At 64.2% G+C, this 25,928-nt stretch carries 24 protein-coding genes and 1 pseudogene; 15 read left to right on the top strand and 10 right to left on the bottom strand.

The window, feature by feature from the left end:
• Positions 1–1,038: a hypothetical protein gene (locus tag SH412_RS27880; RefSeq protein ID WP_336521317.1), complete on the bottom strand. Its 1,038-nt coding sequence runs from the start codon at positions 1,036–1,038 to the stop codon at positions 1–3.
• Between the two features lie 223 nt (positions 1,039–1,261).
• Positions 1,262–2,518 (bottom strand): MFS transporter, encoded by a 1,257-nt coding sequence (locus tag SH412_RS27875; RefSeq protein ID WP_336521316.1) that lies wholly within the window; start codon positions 2,516–2,518, stop codon positions 1,262–1,264.
• Between the two features lie 224 nt (positions 2,519–2,742).
• Here SH412_RS27875 and SH412_RS27870 point away from each other — a divergent pair, with 224 nt between their 5' ends.
• From SH412_RS27870 to SH412_RS27850, 6 genes and pseudogenes are all read left to right on the top strand, one after another.
• Complete coding sequence (locus tag SH412_RS27870; RefSeq protein WP_336521315.1) at positions 2,743–3,936, top strand: iron-containing alcohol dehydrogenase; 1,194 nt, start codon at positions 2,743–2,745, stop codon at positions 3,934–3,936.
• Positions 3,912–5,096 (top strand): beta-alanine-activating enzyme beta-propeller domain-containing protein, encoded by a 1,185-nt coding sequence (locus SH412_RS27865; RefSeq protein ID WP_336521314.1) that lies wholly within the window; start codon positions 3,912–3,914, stop codon positions 5,094–5,096. The genes SH412_RS27870 and SH412_RS27865 overlap by 25 nt, the downstream gene beginning before the upstream one ends.
• A 6-nt stretch (positions 5,097–5,102) precedes the next feature.
• Positions 5,103–5,324 (top strand): annotated as a pseudogene (locus tag SH412_RS28755) (AAA family ATPase); the annotation flags it as partial.
• Between the two features lie 426 nt (positions 5,325–5,750).
• Complete coding sequence (locus tag SH412_RS27860) at positions 5,751–6,596, top strand: AAA family ATPase (protein WP_336521313.1); 846 nt, start codon at positions 5,751–5,753, stop codon at positions 6,594–6,596.
• Positions 6,593–7,345 carry an HNH endonuclease family protein gene (locus SH412_RS27855; RefSeq protein WP_336521312.1) on the top strand — a complete coding sequence of 251 codons (753 nt, stop codon included), beginning with the start codon at positions 6,593–6,595 and terminating at the stop codon, positions 7,343–7,345. Before SH412_RS27860 ends, SH412_RS27855 begins: the two co-directional genes overlap by 4 nt.
• A 30-nt stretch (positions 7,346–7,375) precedes the next feature.
• Positions 7,376–7,735, top strand: a complete 360-nt coding sequence (locus SH412_RS27850; protein WP_336521311.1) for a hypothetical protein — start codon at positions 7,376–7,378, stop codon at positions 7,733–7,735.
• Between the two features lie 133 nt (positions 7,736–7,868).
• Here SH412_RS27850 and SH412_RS27845 read toward each other — a convergent pair whose 3' ends face one another.
• Complete coding sequence (locus tag SH412_RS27845; RefSeq protein ID WP_336521310.1) at positions 7,869–8,276, bottom strand: response regulator; 408 nt, start codon at positions 8,274–8,276, stop codon at positions 7,869–7,871.
• A 417-nt stretch (positions 8,277–8,693) separates the two neighbouring features.
• On the opposite strand from SH412_RS27845, the gene SH412_RS27840 reads away from it, so the two are divergent.
• Positions 8,694–9,419, top strand: a complete 726-nt coding sequence (locus SH412_RS27840; RefSeq protein WP_336521309.1) for an OmpA/MotB family protein — start codon at positions 8,694–8,696, stop codon at positions 9,417–9,419.
• 3 nt (positions 9,420–9,422) lie between these two features.
• Here SH412_RS27840 and SH412_RS27835 read toward each other — a convergent pair whose 3' ends face one another.
• Genes SH412_RS27835 through SH412_RS27825 form a run of 3 tightly spaced genes read right to left on the bottom strand, consistent with a single transcriptional unit; the run spans position 9,423 to position 12,083 of the window.
• A complete protein-coding gene (locus SH412_RS27835) occupies positions 9,423–10,448 on the bottom strand; it encodes an ABC transporter substrate-binding protein (RefSeq protein WP_336521308.1) in 1,026 nt (341 codons plus the stop codon).
• A gap of 37 nt (positions 10,449–10,485) precedes the next feature.
• Positions 10,486–11,283, bottom strand: coding sequence for an ABC transporter permease (locus SH412_RS27830; protein ID WP_336521307.1), 798 nt, complete (start codon positions 11,281–11,283; stop codon positions 10,486–10,488).
• A complete protein-coding gene (locus tag SH412_RS27825; protein ID WP_336521306.1) occupies positions 11,280–12,083 on the bottom strand; it encodes an ABC transporter ATP-binding protein in 804 nt (267 codons plus the stop codon). Before SH412_RS27825 ends, SH412_RS27830 begins: the two co-directional genes overlap by 4 nt.
• Positions 12,084–12,382: 299 nt before the next feature.
• Between SH412_RS27825 and SH412_RS27820 the strand changes: the two genes are divergently transcribed.
• The 5 genes from SH412_RS27820 (at position 12,383) to argC (ending at position 19,500) form a co-directional block, all read left to right on the top strand.
• Positions 12,383–14,134 carry an Hsp70 family protein gene (locus SH412_RS27820; protein ID WP_419555833.1) on the top strand — a complete coding sequence of 584 codons (1,752 nt, stop codon included), beginning with the start codon at positions 12,383–12,385 and terminating at the stop codon, positions 14,132–14,134.
• The gene (locus tag SH412_RS27815; RefSeq protein ID WP_336521304.1) at positions 14,109–15,020 is read left to right on the top strand and encodes a hypothetical protein; all 912 of its coding nucleotides are present in this window, start codon (positions 14,109–14,111) and stop codon (positions 15,018–15,020) included. Before SH412_RS27820 ends, SH412_RS27815 begins: the two co-directional genes overlap by 26 nt.
• Positions 15,021–15,071: 51 nt before the next feature.
• Entirely contained in the window at positions 15,072–16,748 is a 1,677-nt protein-coding gene (locus SH412_RS27810; RefSeq protein WP_336521303.1) for a J domain-containing protein, read from the top strand.
• 162 nt (positions 16,749–16,910) lie between these two features.
• Complete coding sequence (locus SH412_RS27805; protein WP_419555790.1) at positions 16,911–18,212, top strand: IS4 family transposase; 1,302 nt, start codon at positions 16,911–16,913, stop codon at positions 18,210–18,212.
• 277 nt (positions 18,213–18,489) lie between these two features.
• Positions 18,490–19,500 (top strand): N-acetyl-gamma-glutamyl-phosphate reductase, encoded by a 1,011-nt coding sequence (argC, locus tag SH412_RS27800; protein ID WP_336521302.1) that lies wholly within the window; start codon positions 18,490–18,492, stop codon positions 19,498–19,500.
• Positions 19,501–19,581: 81 nt separating this feature from the next.
• Here argC and SH412_RS27795 read toward each other — a convergent pair whose 3' ends face one another.
• Together SH412_RS27795 and SH412_RS27790 are read right to left on the bottom strand one after the other, a co-directional pair.
• Positions 19,582–20,373: a tetratricopeptide repeat protein gene (locus tag SH412_RS27795; protein WP_336521301.1), complete on the bottom strand. Its 792-nt coding sequence runs from the start codon at positions 20,371–20,373 to the stop codon at positions 19,582–19,584.
• A gap of 40 nt (positions 20,374–20,413) precedes the next feature.
• Positions 20,414–21,175: a class I SAM-dependent methyltransferase gene (locus SH412_RS27790; RefSeq protein ID WP_336521300.1), complete on the bottom strand. Its 762-nt coding sequence runs from the start codon at positions 21,173–21,175 to the stop codon at positions 20,414–20,416.
• 186 nt (positions 21,176–21,361) lie between these two features.
• Between SH412_RS27790 and SH412_RS27785 the strand changes: the two genes are divergently transcribed.
• On the top strand, positions 21,362–22,162 hold the full coding sequence (locus tag SH412_RS27785) for a phytanoyl-CoA dioxygenase family protein (protein ID WP_336521299.1): 801 nt from the start codon (positions 21,362–21,364) through the stop codon (positions 22,160–22,162).
• A gap of 53 nt (positions 22,163–22,215) precedes the next feature.
• Positions 22,216–23,292, top strand: coding sequence for an App1 family protein (locus SH412_RS27780; RefSeq protein WP_336521298.1), 1,077 nt, complete (start codon positions 22,216–22,218; stop codon positions 23,290–23,292).
• 71 nt (positions 23,293–23,363) lie between these two features.
• On the opposite strand, the gene hemP is transcribed toward SH412_RS27780, so the two are convergent.
• Positions 23,364–23,552: a hemin uptake protein HemP gene (gene hemP, locus SH412_RS27775; protein ID WP_336521297.1), complete on the bottom strand. Its 189-nt coding sequence runs from the start codon at positions 23,550–23,552 to the stop codon at positions 23,364–23,366.
• Between the two features lie 232 nt (positions 23,553–23,784).
• On the opposite strand from hemP, the gene SH412_RS27770 reads away from it, so the two are divergent.
• Entirely contained in the window at positions 23,785–24,768 is a 984-nt protein-coding gene (locus SH412_RS27770; protein ID WP_336521296.1) for a DUF1559 domain-containing protein, read from the top strand.
• A gap of 62 nt (positions 24,769–24,830) precedes the next feature.
• Here the strand turns inward: SH412_RS27770 and SH412_RS27765 are convergent, their stop codons facing one another.
• Complete coding sequence (locus SH412_RS27765) at positions 24,831–25,811, bottom strand: AAA family ATPase (protein WP_336521295.1); 981 nt, start codon at positions 25,809–25,811, stop codon at positions 24,831–24,833.
• Positions 25,812–25,928 lie beyond the last annotated feature (117 nt).

Raw genomic sequence — 25,928 nt, 5'->3', positions numbered from 1 at the left:
CTACTTCTTCCCGCCGCCCACACCGTTGCCTTTGCCGCCCCCTTTCGGCTGACTCGTTGCGACTGAGTCGCTACCGAAGATCGAGTCCCCGTTGGTGAGGTCCGCTTCCAGTCGCACCTCCGTCGATGCGCTGTCAATCGCGCCGACCGCTTTCAGCTCCGCCGTATCGAATTCCAGCAGCAGGTCGTCGTGCCCATCGCCGTCGACATCCAGCACGCTGATCGTGTAGGGAGCCACCGGCACTCCATCCCCGGAAGCAATCAGCGCCGGATCGCCCAGCACGATGCTGCCCAGCACCACGTCATCGACCGAGAAATCCGCATCACCAAACACGGCCACCGGCACTGGCTTCGACTTCTTCGAGTTCAGATTGACGAAATTGTCCGTCGTCCCGGGAACTACGTCGATGGCGACTTCAAAGGTGACTGGCGGAGGGGGCGGGGAGGGAACGATGACCGAGACCACCAGTCCAATTTCGGGAGTGACGCTATTTACGGTCCACGTCAGGCCGCCATTTGGAGAGCGGAGACTGGGGATGCCGAACGAATTGACGTTGGGCGCGTTCAGAATCGCTCGATATCGAACAGCTCCCGGAATGGCGACGGTAAAGGTCACGATGTAGTTCTGTCCGGCGACGAGAGGAATTCCCAGCGATGATAAGTCGAACGTGTTAAGCGGATTCCCGTTGACGTTAAACCCGTTGATCTGGGAATCGGGAACGGACACGCGTCCCAGCAACGCCCCGGGGCGGCGATTGACGGCCGTGAAGACTGAGACAATCAACGGGTCGCCGCCGATGAAATTGTCGACGCTCGCCGTAATCGTGGTCAATGTCCCGCTCTTGGAGACGACGAACTCCTGGGCGGCCGCTTCGTTAGTGTAGTTCAGTGGCGCATAAATGTCGCCGACATACGTCGCCCAGCCGTTGATGCCGACCCAGCCGCCATCCATGTTGACCGCGGCGATTTCGTCCGCGCGTGTTGCCGACGACGCCAGCGCTGCCAGACCGAGCAGACAGCAGAAAAACCCAGATCTCATGTTGGCCCTCCTCAGAAATTGTGACGTGCCACGAGAATCGTGACAGTGCAGATAAGGAGGGAAATCATGACCGTCCAGCCAATGAATCGCAACAAGAATGTTTGCGAAGCATCATCGACACAGGATTTCCGGAGCGGCGGCCTGTGGCTGCTCGTACGCACTCTCCGGAGACATTTTCACGCCCGCTCATGCCGGCCGCGATGGCTTGTCCAGACGGTCCTGTTCAGCGAGCCTCCACGGGCGGCTTGTCCGTCCGCCACGTCAGCAGCAGGAGCAGCGCCGCCGGGACCGGGACGAGTCCCGCCAGCATCAGCCCCAGATCGAACGACCCGGTCTTGTCGATCCACTGTCCGAAGAGGATGTGCATCGGCGATGTCGTGAGCCATGCGATGGTCCCCAGCAGCCCGGTGACCTTGCCCTGGTGCCGGATCGACACTTCCTGGCTGAAGGCGTAGTAGCAGGGAAACAGCCCCAGCGAGCCCATGGCGACCAGCAGAAACACGCCCAGCAGCGCCGGCCCCTGCGGCAGCCACGGCAGCAGACCGCACAGGCTGGTCAGCAGCGCACAGACGCAGAACACGCCAACCCGCGCCCCCTGGGACGACCAGCCGCGACGGCCAAGGGCGATGGTCGCGGCCCCCGCCGCCAGGCAGCCGACGTCGGTCGCGACGTTGTACCAGAACATGTAGGCCAGCATCGCCTTCTCGGAGTAGCCCCGGCCTTCCTGCAGGAACATCGGCAGCCACGCCCGGAGCAGATGCCAGGCCGTATTGATTGAGATTACCACGAGTATCAGGATCAGAAAGCGGTAGTCGCACAACGCATTCAGGAAGCTCTTCCAGCCCGAGGAGGATTGCGCCTGGTGATCCACAACAGGGGTCTCCAGATCCAGTCCTCGGACCATCCAGAGCCAGAGCGCAATCCAGAAAATGCCGATCCCGCCGATGATCTGAAACGCCGGCCGCCAGCTCCCCACGTCGTCCGTCAGCAAAGCCAGCATGATCAGCGGCGTAATGATCGCACCGATCGCCGTACCGCTCTGCAGGACGCTGTTGCCGAGCGTCCGCCGGTTGCTGGGCAGCAGCCGTTGAGTCGTCTTGAGCGCGCAGGGCCAATGGCCGGCTTCGAAGAAGCCCAGCATCAGCCGGCAGACCAGCAGGCTGGCGAAACTGTTGGCCCAGCCGGTCAGAATCCCCATGATCGACCAGGCGAGCAACACGGCCGGATACAGCCAGCGGATGCTCGTGCGGTCCGCGATGACTCCGAAAACCGTCGCTCCGATCGCGAAGGCCCAGCCGAAGGCCAGTTCGATCTGGCCGTACTGTTCGCCGGACAGCCCGAACTCGGTCTTGATGCGCACCGAAACATTCGACAGCGTCTGGCGATCCATGTAATTGATGGAACTCGCCAGCAGCAGCACGAAACAGACGGACCAGATGCGGAATTCGGAATGGCGGGAGGCGGGAGCATCGACAGTCACGGGCGGTCACTTTCCGTGGGGCAGGGTTACTGAGACTGGGAGTCACGGACGGCAGGATCGCGATTCGGTTTGTCAGTCGTGGCAAGGTCGGAGTATCATCAATCAGTTCCGATGCCGGCACAAGCGGCATTCAGCGAAGTCTGACGATTTCGCGCCACACCCTGCAGATGTGCACCCCGGTCGCTCCCGCCCGTATCCCTGCCCCGCCTGCAACGGATAGCCCTATGCCTGATGCGTCGTCTGATTTCGATGCCGATGAACTGCCCGGCTTCGACTACGATCCCCGCACGCGCGTCGTGTTCGGATCGCATGCGTCGGCCCGGCTCGGCGAACTGGCCCTGGAGTACGGCGCTCGAAACGTGCTGCTGGTGACCGATCACGGCCTGCTCGAAGCCGGGCACGCCGAACGCTGCCGGGCGTCGCTGAGCACCTCCGGCCTTAATGTGACCGTCTTCAGCGACGTCCATCCCAATCCGACCACCGACGACGTCGGCCGGGGCCTGGAGATCGCCCGTCAGGCCGGGATCGATTTTCTCGTCGCCGTCGGCGGCGGCAGCAGCATGGACTGCGCGAAAGGCATCAACTTCCTGCTGACCAACGGCGGCAGGATGCAGGATTATCACGGGTCCGGCAAAGCGAAGCTGCCGATGCTCCCGCTGATCGCCGTGCCGACCACCGCGGGAACCGGCAGCGAAGCGCAGTCCTATGCGATCATCGCCGACGCGGAGACGCATATGAAGATGGCCTGCGGCGACAGAAAGGCCGCCTGCCGCGTCGCCGTCCTCGATCCCGAACTGACCGTCAGCATGCCCGCCGGAGTCACGGCGGCCGGAGGCATCGACGCCATCAGCCACGCCGTCGAGTCGTACGTCACCACCCGCCGCAATCCAATCTCCCAGCTCTTCAGCCGGCGGGCCTGGCGACTGCTGTCGGCGGGATTTCCCGGCGTCCTCAAATCGCCCGGCAACGTGAAGGCCCGCGGCGCCATGCTGCTGGGATCGCATCTCGCCGGCGCCGCCATTGAAAACTCGATGCTCGGCGCCACGCACGCGCTTTCTAACCCGGTGACGGCCCATTTCGGCGTAACTCACGGAATTGCAATTGGCGTCTTGCTTCCGCATGTCATCCGATACAATAGTTCCGTCGTGGGCGGCCTCTACGGTCGGCTGGCGGCGGATATCGGGTTGTGCGACGCCAGGGACCCGAGCGCCGGCAACCGGCTCGCTGGGGCGATCGCCGGACTGGTTCGCACAGCCGGCATGCCCTCTTCACTGGAAGCCTGCGACGTCGATCCCGCGTTGATTCCGCAAATGGCAGGCGAGGCCGCAAAGCAGTGGACCGGCGCCTTCAATCCCCGGCCCGTCGACGCCACGTCTCTGGAGGAGCTTTACCGATGCGCTTTTTCACGCTGCGACTGATGCGGGGCGGCACATGCGCCCGGCTGTTGTGCGGTGTCCTGCTCCTGGCGGGGGCGGCGTACGGAGCCAGCGCGAAGACGCCGGACGGCGCAAGCTGGTCGCGGTTTCGTCAGAACCTCTCTCAGACCGGAATTGCCGGCACGACGCTGCCGGCAAAGCTGGAGCTCCTCTGGGAAATCGAACTCGGCGACCAGATCGTCGCGACCGCGGCGATCGTCGGCGATGACGTCTACATCCCCTGCCTGTCCGGCGAACTCGCCTGCGTCGACCGGCTGACCGGTCAGAAGCGCTGGTCCTATAAGACGCTCGACCCGGTCCCGGACAATTCGTTCGCGCCCGGCTTCAAGTCAGCGCCGACGATCACTGCCGACGCCGTCTACATCGGCGACGAAGAAGGCAAGTTCCACGCGATCGACCGCGTCACCGGCAAGCAGCGCTGGGTCTTTGAAACGCAGGGAGAGATCTACAGTTCGGCCGCCGTGACCGGCGGGCGGGTGATCTTCGGCTCCTACGACAACGCCCTCTACTGCCTCGGGGAGGCGGACGGCAAGCTGAAGTGGAAGTTCGAAACCGGCGGCTACGTCCACTGCTCCCCCGCCGTGGCTGAAGGCTTCACGTTCATCGCCGGCTGCGACGAACATCTGCGGATCATCAACATCGAAACCGGCAAAGAAGCGGGCGACCTGCCGCTGCAGACGTACCTCATCGCCTCTCCCGCCGTCGTGGGAGACCGGCTCTACGTCGGTACGTATGCCAGCGAGGTGGTGGCTGTCGACTGGAAGAAAAAGGACGTCGTCTGGCGCTACAAGAGCCCGCAGTCCGACATGCCGTTCCATTCCTCGGCGGCGGTGACCGACGACCGGGTCGTGGTCGGCGGCCGCGACAGGCTGCTGCACTGCATCGACCGAGCAACGGGCGAAAAAGTCTGGACGTTCGCCACGCGGGGCAAAGTCGACAGCTCCCCGGCGATCGTCGGCAACCGGGTCTTCGTCGGCTCGAACGACGGCAACCTCTACGAACTGGACCTGCGGACCGGCGAATCCCCCTGGAAGTTCAATGCCGGCAAACCGATCACCGCCTCCCCCGCCATCGGCGAAGGGGTCCTGGTGATCGGCTCAGAATCGCGGGACGGAAAAGTGTATTGTTTCGGGGCGAAGTGAGCAGCCGTGGCGAAGAAAGCAGCCCGAAAATCGACGCCGTCCAAACTCGCCGGGAAGAACGGCGCGCATCGACCGCCCACGGACCACGCCTACTTCCTGTCGCTCGAAGTTTCAAACATCCGCTGCTTTGGCGCGGAGACTCAGAAGCTCAATCTGAGCAAGCCAGACGGAACGTGGGCTCCGTGGACAATCATCCTCGGGAACAACGGGACTGGGAAGTCGACGCTGTTGCAGATGATTGGGGGATTGAAAGAAGCTACGGAGCGACTTTACGCGATCAATGATCCAGCGAACTGCGTCATCGAGATCAATGATGATGAGAGAGCACCGCTGCCGGCAGTGGTGTTTCTAAACGGAAAGTCGCGTTGCTTGGATATGATCTTCGAAGGATCGCGTCTCAACTATGATCAGCATTCCACAATTGAATCAGGAAGCGTCGAGCTTGCATTTCAGTCGTCGTCAAGTAGAGGTAAATATGGGGTCGTCGTTTCTACGGTCGATGACTTTCCTGTCTATTCCGATGACCGCCTGGAGGTGATGAACCGACTTGGTTTCCAGAGCCCAACGGGGTTGATTCCAGAGCCGCGAGTCTTCGGATACGGAGCTTGGAGAAGACTGGGGCGAGCCGAGTTAGCGAATGGCATTCGCCACGCATTGAACTTCACTGACCATCTCTTCGACGACTCCGCCGATCTCGTGAATGCCGAGGAGTGGCTGCTGCGAGCGGACTACGCCGCCGCCAAAACGTCGCCAATTTCGAAACAGCTCAAGCAACGTCTCGATGCGGTCCGCGCGACACTCCTGCAGTTGTTTCCAGACGGAGAAGTGGCCGACATCCGGATTTCCGATCCCGACGAGCGACACAAGAACCCCCGTGTCCTCTTCGCCACCCCCTATGGCGAAGTCGAGCTCCGCCAGCTCGGTTACGGCTACCAGTCTCTCATTACCTGGGTCGTCGACTTCGCCGCCCGCATGTTCGAGGCCTATCCCGACAGCCCGGAGCCGCTCGCCGAGCCCGCCGTCTGCCTCGTCGACGAGATCGATCTGCACCTCCATCCGACCTGGCAGCGCAAGGTGATGCGCTACCTGAGCGAGCGGTTCCCGAAAACGCAGTTCATCGCCACAGCCCACAGTCCGCTGATCGTCCAGGCCGCCGCCGAGATGCAGGCCAACGTCGCCGTGCTGCAACGCGAAGGAGATCACGTTGTCATCCGCAATGATCTGGGTGCAGTCAAAGGCTGGCGGGCCGACCAGATCCTCGCCAGCGAGCTGTTTGACGTGCCGCTGCGCTCCGAAGCCAGCGAGGAGATCGTGAAAGAAAGAACGCGACTGCTCAGTCAGGCGAAGCTCTCGAAAGCCGACAAGTCGAAGCTGCAGGAGCTCGAAGCGAAGATGGCCGCCTTCCCGGTCGGCTCGACTTCCGCCGAGCGGGCCGTGAACGACCGGTTGCAGTCGGCGGTCGACCTGCTGGAAAAGGTGGCTCGAAAGCCCCGGTCATGATCCGGATTCGGAAGTCCGCCGCCGTTCCCTCGCCGCTCGATGGCCCCGAATCCCCCGGCGGACGAGCCGCGCAGCAGTTGGCGGACGACTACGATGCCGGTCAGCGGGATTTCAGGTTTCGCTCGGCAATCTACGGCGCGAAGGCCGTGAAAAACGCATTGATTGCCGATCAGCACGAGAAGTGCGCGTTCTGCGAATCCAAGTTCACCGCGACCGGCTACGGGGACGTCGAGCACTTTCGCCCGAAAGGAGGCTTCACGCAGCATGTGGGCGATCCGCTGGAAACGCCCGGTTACTACTGGCTGGCCTACGATTGGCAGAACTTGACCTTCAGTTGCCAGCTCTGCAACCAGCAGTTCAAGAAGAACCACTTCCCGCTCGCGAATCCGACAAAGCGGGCGCGCAGTCACCGTGACGATCTCAATCAAGAGAAGCCGCTGCTGGTCAATCCGGTCGTGGAATCCCCGACGCGGTCGATCGGCTTCCGTCAGGAAGTCGCTTTCGGGAAGACGCGTCGTGGAAGGGAAACAATCGAGGCCCTGGGGTTGAATCGCGGACCGCTGCTCGAACTCCGCAGAGAGCGTCTGAGAATCGCGAGCAACCTGCGGTCCGCGATCTCACTGGCTCTGCATCGCGACGACTTGTCGGAGGACGAACGCCGGGAACTCGAACGCCTGACAGCGGAACTTCAGCGGGATCTCTCGCCCGACGCCGAGTTCTCTCTTATGATGAAGACCGCCTTTGGATGAGATTCCCCACTCTTCACTGAAGTCAGCCCCATGCGCGGCCCCGGTCTCCGCCTCCCTCTCGAAGTCCGCCGTACCTGGCGCTGCCCCCGCTGCGGGGCCGAACGCAAGGTCCCCGGCGACGTCGTGCAGGTCCGCTGCCTCTGCGTCCCCGACGGCGTCACGATGAAGCTGGTTCATGAACCAGTCAGCGTCGTCCTCCGTTCGCTCAATCCCAAGTCGCGGTACGCCCCCGAACCGAAGCGCTCCGGCGATCTGCCCCCTCGCAAGCCGCTGGAAGACGAACCGGTCCCGCCGCCAGCCGCCGAAGCTCCGGCGGCGGCTCTGCCCGAAGCAGAAACACAGACAGGAATGTCTGTGCCACCGGACGCGGACAGCATCCCCGGCGAGTGAGCTCTCCCAAACGCGGTATCAAAGTGATCCACTGGCTGGGTGGCCGGGGCAGGAGCGTCTTCGCGATGCCCCGGTCTTCATCTCTCCCGGACCGGAGCTTCCCTGCGGTCCAGCGAAGGCCTCCCATCACCGCTTACGCCGATACAGATTCGAGCCGATTCGTGTTTTCCAACTCCAGAATCTGCTGCACGTCCTCGATGAGCTGCCGCGGGCTGAACGGCTTGTGAACCTGCTCGGCGACATGAAGCTGCGCCAATCGCGCCCGATTCGTGATGTCGCAGATCTCACTCGCCGACAGAAGCACGACAGGAATGCGGTCGAGCACGGCCGACTGCCGCATCCGGGCCACCAGTTCCTGACCCGACAGCCGGAGCAGGCTCTCATCGGTGATTACCAGATCGGGAATCCAGTCCTGCATCACGCGCCAGGCGGCTTCGCCGTCGGCGGCGGTATGCACTTCGTACCCCGCGTGCGACAGCTTCAACGACATGAGGCGGGTGACGTGCGGTTGCTCGTCGCAGATCAGAATGCGGTGCGTCATAGTGCCGTGGTCCTCAAGTGGCCCGTCTTGATGGAGCGGGGGCGCCGTGAAACGGCTGCCAGTCCCCGTGTGAAACCCTACCCCGGCCGCCGACGATCGGTCGGCCCGCCCGCCGCTCAAGCCCCGCGGAGGGCGGGCACTATCGCCGTCGCCGATGAAGCCGGCCTTCAACATTGCCTGTCGCGAAGTATCGAGCCATAGGATCTCGCGACCGCGATGGATTCTCCGATTCTGTCGACGGCGCAAACCTCGCCGACCGGGTAAGCGGCAAGGACCGCAGGGACGGCTCTCTCTCGGAAGAATTCCGATCCGGCCCGCTTCCGAAGGTCGAGTCGTCCGGGCTTCCCGTTCGGCCGATATCACTGTCGGCAGGAAAAAATGGCTGGTCGGCGGGCCGGATCAGCCAGGGAGGACGCGATGGCCGACGACGACGCTCCCCCCGGCGTACCGGAGTGGGTGGTGACTTACGGCGACATGATGTCGCTGCTGCTGACCTTCTTCATCATGCTCGTCTCCATGAGCGAGGTGAAGGCGAACAAGAAGTACCGCCAGGTGCTTGAGTCGCTCCAGCAGCATCTGGGCTACCGGGCCGGCGCGCGGGTCCCCCCCGGCCCCTATTTCCCGCTCAACAGCATGGTCGAGCAGCTCACCACGCTCGGCTCTTTCAAGGACGATCCCACCGGCAAAGGGGGCGTGAAGGCGCCGCAGACAGTGGATGGTCCGGACACCCGGACCCTTACGAACCGTCCAGGCGTCCCGATCCCCGTCGAGCCGGTTTTGCTCTTCGACACCGGAAGCCTGGTGCTGGATGAGGCCGGCCAGCGAGCCATGGAAAAGATCGTGGCCGCCGTTGCAGGGAAACCGAACAAGATCGAAATCCGCAGTCACTGCGCTCCGGGCAAACCCGACTTGCGTCGGTTCCAGGACAATTGGCAGTTGACGTACGCCCGCGGTCACGCAGTCTACGAACTGCTGCGCAAGGCCGGAGTGAATCCGGAGCGAGTGCGCATCGTCGCGTGCGGCGAATACCAGCCCCCCAACAGCTCGACGGACATGCGCAGCCTGCAGGCCGACCGCGTCGAGGTCATCATGCTCGACACCTACGCGAGCGACTACATCGGCCCGCGCGACGGCGCCGGTTAGCGGCTACTCGGCCGGCAGAAACTCATTCGTGTAAGCGTCCGCCGGCGCAACGGCGCCGGCCTTCAGCGAACCCGCGGTCTCCATCTGCTGGACGAGCTCCGTCCAGCGCTGCGGGTCCATGCGCCCGAACTCCGCCGCACTTCCCTGCGGATCTCGACACAGCGGCTTCAATCCGTTCACGCCGAATTCGAGGATGCCGAGCCCCATCTCCAGGTTCTGCTCGTGAATGTGAGCATTGGTAGCTCCCGGGTCCTGCAGATACTGCTGCCAGCCCCGCAGCGACGCCCGCACCACCTTGCGAACCAGTTCCGGCTGAGTCTCGAGCATCTTCCGCGAAGTCATCAGAGCGCTGGTGTAGGTATTGAACCCCAGCTCCGAGACCATCAGCGTCCGCGACTTCACGCCCTTCTCGCTCGCCGCAAACGGCTCGCTGAAACTGTAAGCCTGCTGCGCATAGTTTTCGTCGAGCACGAACTGCACCACGTTTCCCGGATAGGGAACGATCTGCGCCTTCGACAGGTCCAGCTTGCTCTGCAGGTACTGCGCAAACGGCTGCCCCGTATTGATCGCCAGCTTCAGCCCTTCCCGCTTCGCCAGATCGTCGAACGTCTGAATGCCGGACGACTCGTGAACCAGGATGCACCGCGGACTGTCGTGAATCGGAACCATCACCGCCACCACATCCGCCTGTTGCGCACGCGCCAGCAGCAGCTTGTCGGCGTTATCGACGCAGAACTGCACCTGCCCCGTCGCCACCTGCTGCAGCGCCGGCGCCTGCGGTCCCCCCGGGCGAATCGTGACCTTCAGCCCTTCCTTCTCATACTCGCCATTGAGCAGCGCCGCATAGAATCCGCCGTGCTCCGCCTCCGGATACCAGTTCAGCGCAATCTCCACCGCGACCGGCTCCGCCGCCGACGGACTCGCCTTACCCGGCCCGGCGACCGGCGTCCCGGCATCGCGACTGCAACCGGCCAGCAGCAGCCAGCCGGCGATCAGAACCATTGAATGCAGACGAACTCGAAGCGTCATCGGGCCAGCTTTCCCTGCGAGACGGTTGTCAGTTGTGCTACCGGCGATGTTCAACCGGACCATCATACCAGCGAGCGAGGATCGCGGCCCCCGTCAGCGTGACGACGCCAAAGATTGCGATCCCCAGCAGCGTCGACATCAGCACGGCGGCGAAGAGTGCATCGGACTGAAAGCCGTCGGTTGCAGCCCGGATCAGATACCCCAGCCCGAACTGCTTCGTACCATAGCCGGCGAAGAACTCCCCCACGATCGCCCCGACGACAGCCAGCCCGCTTGAGGTCTTGGCCCCGACGCAGATCGCCGGAACCGCATTCGGAAACCGCAGCTTCCAGAGGACCTGCCAGCGGCTGGCGTTATTCAGCCGAAACAGATCCACCAGGTCCGGATCGATCGTCAGCAGCCCCGCAGTCGCGTTCGTGATGATCGGAAACAGGCTCAGAATGAAGGCCACGACCACCACGCTCTGAAACCCATAACCCAGCCAGAGCACGATCAGCGGCGCCACGGCGACCACCGGAACCGTCTGCAGAAAAATCGCATACGGATACCCGCTGGTTCGCAGAATCCGCGATTGCGAAAACGCAAACGCCACCAGCGTCCCCACCAGCAGGCTGAGCCCGAACCCGCATAGTGCCGCGGCCCCCGTAAACAGCAACGCCTGCGTCAGCCGGCCGGCAGAGTCGCGAATCGTCGCCGCCACCCCCAGTGGTCCAGGCAGCAGGAACGGCTTGATCTCGAACCAGGTGACGATCCCCTGCCAGGCGAGCAGCACCAGTGCAAACAACACCAGCGGAGGCAGTGCGGTCTGCACCAGCCAGTTTGTCAAACGCGTCATCGGGCCGCCTCCCGCAAGCGGGCGCTGACATCCGCTGTCAGCCGGGCGAACTCCGGTTCACCCCGCAGATCCGGCGTCCGGGGATATGCGAACGGAACCTGGACCTCGTGAGCAATGGTCCCGGGACGGGTCGTCATGATCACTACCCGCTGACTCAGGAAAACCGCTTCCGCCACGTTATGTGTGACGAATACGCCGGTCCAGCCTGCACTGCGCCACAATCGCACCAGATCCTCGTTGAGCTGCTGCCGCAGGATGTCGTCCAGTGCGGCGAACGGTTCATCGAGCAGCAGCAGGTCCGGCTGCGTCACCAGCGCCCGCGCCAGACTGACCCGCATCCGCATCCCCCCCGACAATTTGCGAGGACGCTTCTCGGCGTCTTCAGCCTTCAGTCCGATCAGCGCCAGGCTGGCCTCAATCCGCGGGGCGACCTCGCCGGCCGGCAGCCCCTGCAGTTCCAGCGGCAACCGAATGTTCTCGGCGACAGTCCGCCACGGCAGCAGCGTCGGATCTTGAAACACGAACGCCGCCCGGACCAGCGACCGCCGGGCCTCCGCCGGACTCGCACCCGCCACGGTCAGCGTCCCCGCACCGGGCGCGATCAGCCCGGCGAGCATCCGCAGAAACGTCGACTTGCCGCACCCCGACGGGCCAAGAATCGACACGAACTCACCACGGCGAATTTCGCAGGTGACGTTTCGCAGCGCGGGCTGGCCGGCGAACGCGATGCCGACATCCGCCGCCCGAATCCACGGGGCATGCTCCGGACTGGCGGCGGGACTCGGTTCCGGGGCAGGCATCGGGACTGAACTCTCAAGCAACGGACGACCGACTGGCGACCAACCCGGAAATGATTACGGCAATACGAGTTTTGGCCAGCCCCCGCACCGCGGTCCGGCAACGAAGTGTAGCCGGTGCGACGATCGGGACTCAATCGCCCGGTCGCGATTCTCCGTTGGCGGGCTTCCAGGCGACGGATTCGGCTCCTCACCCGCGAACGCCCTTTGCGAACCGCCGGGGCGAACTGGTATCCTGTCGACCAGTGGCGTACTTCCCCAAGCTGCGGCAGCGGCTGTCACCGTCCGAGGGCCTGTCGGTCGTGGAATATGTTGTCGGCATCGATCTGGGAACGACCAACTCCCTCTGCGCCGTGTTTCGCAACGGTCAGCCCGAGCTGATCCGCAACGCGCACGGCGACGTTCTCACGCCGTCCGTCGTCGGCATTCTCCAGGACGGTCAGGTCGTCGTCGGCGCTCCCGCGAAAGAACTGCGCGTCACCAGCCCCGATCGCTGCGCCTCGGCGTTCAAGCGGTTGATGGGCACCAATCGCAACGTCTCGCTGGCCGGCAAAACCTTCTCCGCGCCGGAACTCTCCAGCCTCGTCCTCCGCTCGCTCCGCGAAGACGCCGAAGCCGCTCTGGGCGGCCCGGTCACCGAAGCGGTCATCACCGTCCCGGCCTACTTCAACGACTTCCAGCGCAAAGCCACCAAACACGCCGGCGAACTCGCCGGGCTCAAAGTCCGCCGGATCATCAACGAGCCGACCGCGGCCGCCCTCACCTACGGCTTCCACGACCGCGACGCCGACAAGAAGCTCATCATCATCGACCTCGGCGGCGGCACGTTCGACGTGACGCTGATGCAGATCTTCGAAGGGACGCTGGAAATCATTTCCACCGCCGGCGAAAGCTTCCTGGGAGGCGAAGACTTCACCGACCGCCTGGTCGCCACCGTCCTCAAGCAACTCGGGATGGCGCTGGAAACCGCCGAACACAAAACTCCACTGCTGGTTGCGCGGCTGCGCGAAGAATGCGAACGCGCCAAGCGGGCGTTTCTCACCGAGGAACTGGCCGTCGTCCGCGTTCCAGAAGAGAACGGTGAGCTTCGCGAGGACGCCAAACGCATCAAAGTCAGCCGGGAGGCGTTCGCAAAGGTCTCCGGCGAACTGGTTGAGCGCTTGCGCAAACCGATCGGCAAGGCGCTCCGGGATGCGGGGACCGGCCCCGACGAAGTCGACGATGTGATTCTGGTCGGCGGCGCCACGCGGATGCCGATCGTCCGCGAAACGGTCCGCGAACTCTTCGGACGCGAGCCCCTCTGCACCTTCAACCCCGACGAAGTCGTCGGACTCGGCGCAGCCGTCCAGGCGGCCCTCATCGCCGACGATGCGGCGGTCGACGACATGGTCATGACCGACGTCTGCCCGTTCACTCTGGGAATCGAGACGGCGAAGCAGTTCGCGCATCAGACGATGGACGGCTATTACACGCCCATCATCCATCGCAACACCACAATTCCCGTCTCCCGCGAAGAGTTCTTCGGAACGATGACCGCCAGTCAGACGGAAATCCTGCTGCAGATCTATCAGGGAGAAAGCCGCCGCGTGAAGGACAACCTGAAGCTCGGCGAGCTCAAAGTCACCGGCATCCCCGCCGGCCCCCCCGGTCAACAGATCGGCGTCCGGTTCACGTACGATCTGAACGGCATTCTGGAGGTTGAAGCCTACATTCCGGAGACCGGCCGGCGATTCGTGACGGTCCTCACCAACCACGCCCGCCACATGAGCGAAGCGGAAGTGGCCGCCGCCGTCGAACGCCTGCGAGCCGTCAAGTTCTATCCCCGCGACGACGTGAAAAATCAGCGGCTGCTGCTGTTCGTCGAGCGAATCATCGGCGAAGTGCCGCCCATGGAACGGCAAACCCTCGAAGAAACGCTCACCGCCTTCGAAGCCGCCATGGCTGCGGGCGACCGCGAGCAGTTCGCCGCCGTCCGTCAGGGCCTGCTGGTGGTACTGTCCAGCCTGGGAATCGAGTACGACGACTATCGTGAACAACCCGACGCCGAGAACTGACGCCGAACGGAGCGCCTACCTCCGAACCGTCCTGCAGATGAACCCGCTGCAGCGTGCGGAGGAGATCCTGGCGTTGCGCAATCGCTACCGCCGGATCAAGACTCCGACGGCGCGCACCGTGACGGAGGTCGATGCACGCGAGCTGCGGCAGCAGGCGGTGGACGGACTGCAGCAGGTGCGGGAGCAGTTCTGGAAGGAACGTCTCACCGTTCTGCAGCAGACCCTCGACGCGCTGCCGCTCAAGCAGTTTCCCGATCTGCGCAAGGCAGCCCAGCGACTCAAAGTCCTGGCCTCCCATCGCCAGGACTTTCCCGGGCTGGCGGAGGTCCCCAGGTTCGACCCCGACTTGTTCAGCCGACTCAAACAGATCCTTGTCGTCTCTCCGCGCGATGCCGGCCCGCTGAAGGAAGCGGTTCAGGATTCATTCGCCGAGGCCGGGGCGCGGAAGCGAGCCCTCAAGATGCTGGCGCTGCTGGAACGCGAACTGCCTGAGATCTACCAGCTCGAGGAAGACTGGTTCGACCTGCTGCGCCGCGAACGCGCGTCGCGCTGGGTGCGAAGACCGCTGGAACAGGGACAAACCTCGGGAACGTCTCCGCTGCGCTACGTCTGGTTCCTGATTCCGGTGCTGGTCTCGGTGGTGCTGGCAGTGCTGAATCCCAAGTCGGGCCAGGACCGGAATCGCCCCGCGGCCCTTTCCCGACCGGCCGACTCGCAGCAACTCTTCACACCGCAGCCCATCCCCGGCCAGAACCGGTCCGAGACCATGCAGAAGATCATGGAACAGGTCCGCCGACAACAGGAACAGCAACGGGGCCGACAGTTCGGACTTCCGGATGGCCGAGGGGCGGTCCCCCCTTTCCGGCTCCCTCCTGCGAATCCATGACGTCGTCCGTCCGAACCCCCTCTTGCAGTCCGACCAGAGATCTCTTCGCCGATGAACGAACCCGCCGATTCGCCGCGCTGGGAGTTGCTTCCCCATGATCCGGAAGGCTTCTTCGGACTCGAATCCGGCTACGACCGCACCGTCCTCAAACGGGCCTATAACCGGTATCTCAAACAGTTCAAGCCTGAGAAATTCCCCGAGGAGTTCCAGCGCATCCGGGCGGCCTACGAAGCCCTCGACCAGGAGCTGCGCTACGGAGCCCGCGAACCCCGAGGTCCGGCCGTCCAGCCCTATCGCTGGAACCCCGCCGCGGAGACGACGCCACCCTCAGCCGGTCCGGATGTTCGTCCGACCCGGCCGGAAGCCCGGCCCGCTCCCCCTCCCGCGTCGCCCCCTTTGCATGTTCGTCTCGAACACGAGTCGCCGCAGACGCTCTTGGACGAACTCAAACGCAAACCCTCGAAGTCGCCCTACGACTACTTCTGCCTGGCGCTGATCGGCGATGCGCTCCCCGACGCAGATGACCTCCGGCTGCTGAAATGGGTGCTCGCCGGTCTCAAGGAGCATCCCCGCGATCCGGCTCTGTTTCATCTGCTCTACGAATCGCTCCGGACGGCGCTGCCCCCCGACGCAATCAGCAAAGTTCTCATCGCCGTTTCGCAGGTCGTCCAGGGGGACCGCTTCTACTTCCTGACGGAACCCGTCTGGGACGTGCTGCTGAAGTCGGCGACCTTCAAGACCTTCCGTGAAACATTGAAAGAGTGCGAATCCCGGCAGCCCGTTCACGAGGTCCTGGGACGCAATACGTTCTATCTGCACCTGCTGCGGAAGGCTCTCTGGCGGGCCGATGACGACTGGCTCGCCGCCGGCTTTGCACTCCTCGACGATGCGGCGGGCGAATTGCCCCATCGCCTGGAGTGGGACCTGGAAGTCCTGATGGTGCTCCGCACCTACCGCGAGCAGCGCGATCAGTTTCTGGACGGCTCTTCCCTCCGGGCGGCTGTCGACCGGGTCATCAGAGTCTACTGCGAAGAGGACGACGCCGCGGTCGAGCGGGCGTTTCTGACATTCCAGCTCCGCGCCGCCTCCGACGCCGACGAAGTGCTGGCGGCGTTCCCGTTCGATGATGACGACGACCAGTCCTGCGCCGTCGTCTGGCAGACCTGGTGCTGGATCGAGGCGGAAGTCAGCGGCCGGCTGGGGCTGAGCCGACCCGACGAAGAACTGCAGCCGAAACGAAAACGCTCCATGCGCAAGTGGCTGGAGGCGATGGAGGTCCGCGGCAACGGCTCGCTCGGCGGACAGGTCTGGGACGTCCTCAGCCTCGGCGTCGGTTTCTCGCAAGTCGCAGCCAGCGCCGTCGTCTTCGTTCTGGCCTTCAGCGTGATCTATCTGGTCTGGCCCACGTCGTCGTCGTTTGTCGTCCTGTTCGAGACTGCGGTAAGCGGACTGGCCGCCTGGCAAGGCGGACGGCTGATCTTCAACCGCATCGTCGCCCCCTGGTGGCACGGATACTGCCGGCGAAAGGGCCGGAAGATTTACGCCAAAATCTGGCGACCGGAATTCGCCAACTACCTCCAGCAGACCCGGCTGCGATTCGGCGACGCGCGAGACCTGATGACCGACCGCTACGACGAACGCCTGCAGCTCTGCTCCTGGCTGCTGCGTTACAGTCAGGGCGATTTCGGCCTCGCCTTCTACGCCACCGCCCTGCAATACGCCGCATAGAGGTTGCGGCACGCTGGGGGGAGGAGTGGATGGTGGTTAGTGGGTCGTGAGGAGAAGGCGTGGCCGCCCGCACATCGGCAGGCGGGAGCCCAATCTCGTTCGGCACGCTTTTTGCGCAGGCCGATTGAGATTGTAGTCTTTCTCCCTGCGGAGGGAGTGGCGATGGCGGAGAAGGGGCTGACGGAGGAGGAGCGGCGGGAGCTGATTGGTCCTTTGGCCGGGACCGTCCTGCTGCGGCGCATCTTTCCGCTGCTGCAACGATTGGCTCCCTGCGGGACAGAACGCGACACCGCTCGCAACCGGCAGCTGTTCTACAGCCAGTATGCCGCGCTCCTCCTGATCGGCTTCTTCAACCCCGTTCTCAAGTCCGCCCGGGCGCTCGTCGCAGCCTCGGGACTGAAAAAGGTCCAACAGCTCGCCGGCGGGCAAAAGGTCTCGGCCGGGGCCTTCTCCGAGGCCTCGTCCGTCTTCGATCCCTCGCTCCTGGAAGGACTCGTTCACGAACTCCGCCGCCAGTTCGCCCGGCATCAGTTCCGCGTGAGCCGCAGCGGTCGGCTGGGACGCCTTCCCAACCCGATCGTCGAACGTCTCGTCGCCGTCGACGGGACCGTGCTGTCGGCCTTGCCGCAGATCGCCGCCCGGCTGGGACGCGGTTCTCAAGGCCAGTGGCGGCTGCACACCCAGCTTCGCATTCACGACCAGAGGGTCGTGGCCTCGACCCTCACCGAGGAGCCGGCCAAAGGGCCGCACTCCGAGCGCGCCGTCACGCTCCAGCAGATCCAGGCCCGCGAACCGCAACCCGCCGGTGCGCCGGGAGACCTTTATATTCTGGACCGGGGCTATCGCTCGGCCGTGGTGTTCAACGAACTGGTCGAAGCCCGCTGCGACTACGTCTGCCGGCTCAATCGCGGGGACGGTCGCGTGGTCGAGGGACCGGTCAACGACGCGAACGGTCATGCGGTTCAACTCCCCGCGCTCACCGAAGCCGATCGCGCCGCGGGGGTCGTGGCGGATGAACTGATCGCGCTGGGCGGCGGCAGCGGAGCCAGTCCCGCAAGAACCAATCACGTCGTGCGGCGGATCACCGTCGAGCCAGTGCCCGGTCGACCAAGTTCGGCAAGGCAGGGGCGGCTTCGCAGCGACCAGACCGGGCGGGAAGGCCTGATCCTGGCCACGACGCTGCTGGATCTCCCGGCCGAACAGGTGGTGCTAATCTATGAATGCCGGTGGCAGATCGAGCTGTTCTTCCGGTTTCTGAAGCAGGTGCTGGGCTGCCAGCAACTGCTCTCGGCGAAGACGCGGGGCGTGGAGATCCAGCTCTACTGTTCGCTGCTCGCCGGGCTGCTCCTGGCCCTGGCGACGGGAGGCAACCTGTCGCGTCGAGCGTATGAAATGGTCTGTCTCTACATGACCGGCTGGGCCGACGACGAAGAACTCCTCGCCGCCTTCCCCCAGCCGCCATAGATTATGCAAGCACCGTGCCGAACGAGATTGGGCGGGAGCCTGCCGCATTGTGCTCTCGTCAACACATTCCGGCAGACCTGCCGAATTCTGCTCGCCACCTCTCGTCCCGTCCCCTGCGCTCGCTCCGGGCGCGAAATGGCCTACAATGGCTGCCGGTGAACCCGCGTTGTCGCTGGATTGTCTGCAGGGCAGGCAGCCCGTTGGATCTGCGGGCGTTGATGCGTTTGAAGGCTCTCTGGACGAAAGGTCTGGCCGACTGGTCGGACGGATGTTGCTCATGACTCGCGCCGCCATCCTGGGAGCCACCGGTTACACGGCTCTCGAACTGCTCAAGATTCTGCTCGTCCATCCGCACGCTCAGGTGACGGCGGTCACCAGCCGGACGGAGACTGCTCACATCAGCGAGGTTCATCCGTTGCTGGCGGGCCGGCTCGATCTGCGGCTGGAGAACCTGTCTCCCGAGCAGCTCGCCGGGCGGGCCGACGTCGTGTTCTGCTGCCTGCCGCACGTCGCCAGCATGGACACGGTCCCCAAGCTGCTGGCGGCGGGATTGAAGGTGGTTGATCTGAGCGCGGACTACCGGCTCAACGATCCCGCCGTCTACGAAAAGTGGTACGGCCACGTCCATACCGATCCGACGAGACTGGGAAGCACGGTCTACGGGTTGCCGGAGCTGTTTGCCGACAGGATCGCCGGCCAGTCGCTGGTGGCCAATCCGGGGTGTTATACGAGCACGTCGATTCTCGCGCTCGCGCCGCTGATCTGCGGCGGATTCGTCGAGCCGACGGGGATCATCATCGACGCCAAGAGCGGCGTTTCCGGGGCCGGGCGGACGGCGAAGCAGAACCTGCTGTATGCCGAGTGCAACGAGAACTTCGCCGCGTATGCGGTCGGCTCGCACCGGCACCAGCCGGAGATCGAGCAGGTGCTGACGACCGCCAGCGGTCAGGCGGTGGATGTGATCTTCACGCCGCACCTGACGCCGATGGACCGGGGGATCGAAGCCACGATCTACGCAAGGCCCAAGAAACCGGCGACACAGGCTGAGTTGCTGGCGGCCTGCCGGGAGTTCTACCAGGACAAGCCGTTCGTCCGGGTTGTGGACCGGATACCGGGGACGAAGGACACCGCTTACACGAACTTCTGCGACATCACGGTGCGGATCGTGAAGGATCGGGTGGTGGTGCTGGCCTGCCTGGACAACCTGATCAAGGGGGCCAGCGGCGTGGCTGTGCAGAACTTCAACCTGCTGTGCGGGTTTCCGGAGACGGCGGGGTTTTTTCGTTGAGAGTTGAGAGTTGAGAGTTGAGAGTCAGAAAGAGGCCGGAGAGCCGTTCCGTTCTGACCATCAACGATCGACCATCAACCATCAACGCTTCAGCAACTGCCTCGCCCGGCTTTGCCAGCGGCCGTGTTTGCGGGCGATGGCGGCCGGGCACGTGGCCAGGTCGCGGAGCAGCGCCTGGGCCTGTTCGCGGGCGGCGTGTCGGTCGCCGGCGGCCTCGTAGAGGGTTGCCAGCCGGTAGACGGCCTCGGGATGTCGCCAGCGGCTGACGTGCCGGGCGAAGTGCTCGCGGGCGGCGGCGGTCTCGCCGAGGTCTTCCAGCGCTCGTCCGTACGCCAGGGAAACGTCGCCGAATTTGTACTGCGGGTCGATTTCGAGCACGCGCTGCGTCAGATCCCGGACCTCCGCCGGTTTCTTCTCGGCGACAGCAACCTGGGCCGCACCCCACAGTGCTGGAAGCAGCTTCGGATCTTTCTGCAGAGCGTCGGCATATGCGGCGCGCGCCTGAGACGTCAGCCCCAGTTCCCGCAGCGCGTCGCCGTAGACGACGAACTGGTGGGCGTTGCCGATCTGCTGCGTGGCGATTTCGAGTCGTCGCAGTTCCCGGCCGCGAAAGGAGCGTCGCAGCCAGCGCGGTCCGACGAACTCCCTGGCGGGGAAGTAGCGCATGACGGCGTAGATGATTGCGCCGGGAAACCAGGCGATGAGCAGGAGCCAGACCCAGAAGAACTTGTCGGGCTCGTAGACGATGCAATGGACCAGCATCCACAGCCAGAAGAGGAAGTACGCGAAGGCCAGCAGGGGCAGCCCGTACGCCAGCGCGGCGGTGAAGACGGACAGCGGCAGTGGAGCATCGCAGAGCAGCCAGCAGGTCATCCCGGGACCTCAAACTCCGGAGGACTTGGTCGCCGTCAGTTTACCATCGTCCGAAGAAAAGTACCGTTTCGTACTTCAGTTCGACGACGCCGTGTTGCGCGTGGCGATCGAAGGTCTGATCGAGCCGGTCGAGCATCGGGCGGGAGCGGGGATCTTCGGCCGGCGGGACGTAAGAGGAGGAGAGGAGCCGGCTGCGCAGACCGTCGCGGTCGAGGCGCTGCGTGTTGGGAAAGACTCGTCTTTCGACGGGTCGCGGCGCATAGAACGCCTGCACGACGGGGGTGTCGTACTGCTGGTGGTTGACCTGCTGGTAGTCGGTGCCGAACTCCTGGAGCAGGGCTTCGTAGTCCTGGAGAAACGGCGTGGCGTCTGTCAGGCGTGAGTTCCAGAGCAGGGCGACGACGCCGTCGGGGCGCAGGATGCGGGTGAATTCCTGTTTCGCGGCGGGCTGATTGAACCAGTGGAAGGCCTGCGCGGCGAGGATCAGGTCAACCGAAGTGTCAGGGAGTCCGGTGGCTTCCGCGGTGCCGTCCAGGGAGGTGTAGCCGGGGCCGCCGCTCAGTCGTTCCTCGGCGGCCTGCCGCATGGCGGCGTTCGGCTCGATGGCAATGACGGGATAGCCGCGTTCGAGGAACAGTTCGGAGGAGATGCCGGTCCCGGCCCCCAGATCGGCGACGAGGGCGCCTGCCGTCAGTCCGGCTTCCTGTTCCAGCGTGTCGACGAACTCGGCCGGGTATCCCGGCCGTGCCCGGACGTAGTCGTCCACTCGATTTGAGAACCGCTGAGTGACATTTTCCGGCATTGAAACTCTCCGCAAGTACAAGCAAGGACTTCCACAGAACTGGTGTCTGTTGACAGTCTGACACGTTCGGCGGCGCAATTCGTGGGCTTTGCCGCCGATCTACCCGGTTTCGGGAGATTTCGGTACAGTCTCAGATTGCGGGGGTCGTCCCGCAATCGTTGCCTGCGTCGTCCCGGAATGCCCCCGATGAGCCGCCTGCCGCTGTCCGACGCCGACGTCGCCCGTTTCGCGGCCGACGGTTATGTGGTCGTGGAGAACCTGCTCGACGCCGAGGAGATCTCGCTGCTGCGGGACATCGCCCGCGCCGACCATGCGCTGCAGCAGGAGGCGGGGAGCCGGGCGGATGGCGAAGGGGGGGCGGTCAAGCTGGTGGTGCGGAACGACCTGCCGGAAGACACGATCTACGGTGCGCTGGTTCGCAGCCGGCGGATCGTCTCGACGATGCAGCGGCTGCTGGGGGACGAAGTCTACCATTATCACCATAAGATGATTCTCAAGGAAGCCCGCGTCGGCGGGGCGTGGGCGTGGCACCAGGATTACGGCTACTGGTACAACAATGGCTGTCTGTTCCCGGACATGGGAAGCTGCATGATCGCGGTCGACCGGGCGACGCGCGAGAACGGCTGTCTGCAGGTCGTTCCCGGTTCGCATCTGCTGGGACGGATCGACCACGGGAAGGTGGGCGAACAGACCGGGGCGGATCCGGAGCGGGTGCAGGCCGTGCTGCAGCGGCTGGCACTGGTCTATTGCGAGCTTGAGCCGGGCTCCGCGATTTTCTTTCACTCCAACGTGCTGCATCGCTCGGACCAGAATACGAGCGACCAACCGCGGTGGGCCTTTATCGCCTGTTACAACACGCGGCATAACGATCCCTGCAAGGAGTCGCGGCACCCGCGGTATTCGCCGCTGGAGGTCTGGGACGACGGTCGGGTGCGGGAGGCGGGCCGGCGGCAGCGGCAGGCGCTGGAGCCTGTTGCGGACGTCTGAACCGGCCTGAGCGCTCCGCGGCCACTGCTTCTGACTGATTCGGGAATGATTGCGTGAGTCTGTTTCGACCGTTCCATCCGCCCCGCAAGACTCTCTCGCTGCACGAGCAGATCGTGTTCTATCCGTCGTACGCTTCGCGTGCCGCAGGAGGATGGAACATTGTCATTCAGGGGGTCGTCTTCGATTCCCGGATGACGTGGCTGCGGCGGATGCCGGTCATGGGACTGCTCCGGCGGGCGATGCGCGTCGATCACAGCGCCCTCGATTTCTTCCGCGACCGGATGCGGCACTTTCTGCTCGACTGCCCGCACGGACGGCAGATCGTCGTCGATATCGCGGGACGGCCGCAGGTCATCACCGAGTCGGGCGTGGCCGGGCTGTTCCGCAGCGAGGTAGCCGTCAGCGAAGACCAGCTCAGTGCGTTTCCGCAGGAGATCGTCGGCGGGGCGCCGTGGGTCGAGTTCCAGGCGGTGCTGCCGACGGGCGATCATCGGGAGTTTGTGGGGCGGGCGCAGCTTGTGGAGCCGGTGGGGGTCTCGGTGATTTCCGATGTGGACGACACGATCAAGCACAGCAACGTGCCGAATCGGCGGGATCTGTTCCACAACACGTTTGCGCGGTCGTTCAAACCGGTGGTCGGAATGCCGGAACTGTATCGGGACTGTCACGCGGCCGGGGCTGTGTTTCATTACGTCTCGGCGAGCCCGTGGCAGCTCTTCGGGCCGTTGAGCGAGTTCTGGAAGGCGGAGGGATTTCCTCCCGGATCGTTTCACCTGAAGCGGTTCCGGATCCGGGATACGGCCCGCAAGCTGCGGATGTCGCGGCAGGTGCCGCACAAGCGGGCGGCGATTGCGCCGATTCTGGACGCGTTTCCCCGGCGGAAGTTTCTGCTGTTCGGGGATTCGGGGGAGCAGGATCCGGAGATTTACGGACAGTTCCTGCGCGAGCGCCCCGAGCAGATCGCCGGGGTCTTTATCCGCGGGATTCGGGGCGAATCGCGGCGCGACGGCAAGTTGCAGAAGGCGTTTGCCGGGACGGACGAGTCGCGCTGGAATGTCTACGCGGACGGCCAGGCGATGCGGGATGCGGCGCTGGCCCGGCTGAACCAGGCGTTGATGGTTGATCGTTGATGGTCGATGGTCGAATTCTTCTGAACGATCAACGATCAACGATCAACGATCAACGATCAACGATCAACCACTCATTTGTTGAGAATGAGCTTGCCGGTTTTGGTCAGCCGCAATCGGTAGACTTCGCCGTGATGCTCGATCAGCAGCTCGTGCCCCCCCTGGAAGAGGTCGTCCGAGGAGACGGTTCGGGGTGGGGTGACGGCGGATTCGCGGACGGGTTCCGGCGTCTCCGGCGGGTTGGAAGTCTTTTCTGAGAGCACAGTTGCGCCTTTTTTCGTCCTCGGCCGATTGGGTCGCGAGGCGCTGTGGCGAGAAAATGAGACGGCTGGCTTGCGTGGCTGGCTGATGTCGTTACCATATTGATATTGAGACTCAATGTCAATGAGTCGCCGTTCGTCCCGCCAGCCAGCTTCCTGCCAGCCACGTCGCGGACACGGTATCCGGCGGTTTTCCGCCGGTCCGCAGGTCCTTCTCGTCGTCAGGAACCTTCGCATGTTGCGCCAGCCCGCCCGCAAGCCAGCCAGCCGCTCTCACGGATTCACGTTGATTGAACTGCTCGTCGTGATCGCGATCATCGCGATTCTGATCGCGTTGCTGCTGCCCGCCGTGCAGCAGGCGCGAGAGGCCGCCCGACGGACGCAGTGCAAGAACAATCTGAAACAGCTCGGCCTGGCGCTGCATAACTACCACGACACCTTCACGGTGTTCCCGCCGGGGGGGACGTACTACGCGAACATTGCGAGCCAGCCGGGGAGCTGGTCGACTCAGTCCCGGCTGCTGCCGTATGTCGATCAGGCGAATCTGCATAATCTGATCGACTTCAGCCAGGGCTACAGTGCGCAGACGACCGTCTCTCAGATTCGCATCGCCATGTTCATCTGCCCGAGCGACGTCAACGATCGCGCCAACGGCGCGCACTGGCCGATCACGTATGCGGCGAACTTCGGCGAGTGGCTGTTGTGGAATCCGACGAACAACCAGTTCGGGTCAGGGGCCTTCGGTCCGAACAGCCGGACTGGAGCGCGCGATTTCACTGACGGGACCAGCAATACGATCGGCTTTTCGGAAGTGAAGGCGTGGCAGCCGTATCTGCGGATGACGAGCGGGACGCCGACTCGACCAACCAGCCCGATGGGCGTCGCCAGCCTTGGCGGAACGCTCCGGCTGACCGGCCACACCGAGTGGGTGGAAGGTCGGGCCGCTCAGATGTCGTTTACCACGACGTTCGGGCCCAACGCGGAGTGCTTATACGATGACGCCGGCACGCCGCGAGATATCGACTTTATGGCGGTTTCCGAGGGAAGCAGCGCGACGGAGTCGTCGTTCGGGTCCCTGACGTCGCGCAGCTACCACACGGGGATCGTGCATTCGCTGCTGATGGACGGCTCGGTTCGGAGCGTCAGCGAAAACCTCGACATTAACGTCTGGCGCAACCTGGGGACGCGGGCCGGAGGCGAAGTGGTGTCGGAGTTCTAGCTGCGGCCTGACGGATCGCACGGAGCGTCGGCGGAGTCCGGCGCTTCGCGGCGGTGGGGGCGTCAGATTTCGTCGTCTTCATCTTCGAAATCGTCGTCATCATCTTCGTCGTCATCGTTGTCCGGGTGGAGCGGGTCCTGGGGGTTGAAGAAGAAGTCGCCCAGGCCCATCGGGAGCGTGGATCCGCCCAGCGTCTGCTGGCGTCGCGCGGCGAGGCGGTCGAGGTCGAGGGCTTCGTCGCCCAGGCAGGCGATCAGCGCCTCCTGCCAGAAGTGATCCTTGCCGACGGGGTGCGACGGGTCCTGGGCCAGCCGCTTCATGGCATAGCGCAGCACGTTGATGCCGTCGCGCGTCGAAAAGTCGAGATTGAGGTCGTGAGACTGCTGCAGGAACTCCACCGTGAGCTGCAGCATTTCCGCCTCGGCGAACGGCAGGTGGTAGCGCAGAATCGCCAGTTCGTCGTCTCGATTGGGATGGCCGAGCGTCAGCGTCGGCTGCAGCCGGCTCTGGATGTAGTCCGGAATTTCGAACGTCGATTCGTCGTCGTTCATGGTGACGGCGCAGCGGAAGTCGCGGTGGGCGTGAATGGAGATTCCCGCCACAATCGACTCGACGTACCGCCGGTGGTCGAGCAGCGGGGCCAGACTGGCCCAGGACTTCTCGTTCATCCGGTTGCCTTCGTCGAGAATGCAGATGCCCCCCCGGACCATCGCCGTCACAAGCGGCGAAGCGTGGTACTTGATCTGCCCGTCCTCGGCGAGAACGGGAGTCACCAGCAGGTCTTCGGGGCGGGTGTCGGCGGTGCACTGATAGATGTAAAGCTCCTGCTGGCGGACGCGGCCGGCGGCGACCGCCAGGGTGGTCTTGCCGATGCCGGGAGCGCCGACGAGCCGCGGCGCCAGAGGCTGGTCTTTGTCGTCGACGACCAGCCAGCAGGCCAGGAGTTGCTTGAGGACCTCGCGCTGGCCGATCCATTCGCCGGGCGAGTTGTCCGACTGGCTGAGGTTCAGGCGGACACCACCGATCTCGACATGCTCTATCATGAACCGTTCGTCTTTCCTACATTTTCCGCGGCGCGTCGAGCGCGGCTGACCGGCGATCCGCCGGACGACGTCGCCCCCCGTCGCATCATAGCCGTCCCGGGTCCTCTTCGCACGATT

It is taken from the genome of Planctellipticum variicoloris (assembly GCF_030622045.1).
Lineage (GTDB): Bacteria > Planctomycetota > Planctomycetia > Planctomycetales > Planctomycetaceae > Planctellipticum > Planctellipticum variicoloris.
This window is presented reverse-complemented; position numbering and strand designations above follow the sequence as displayed.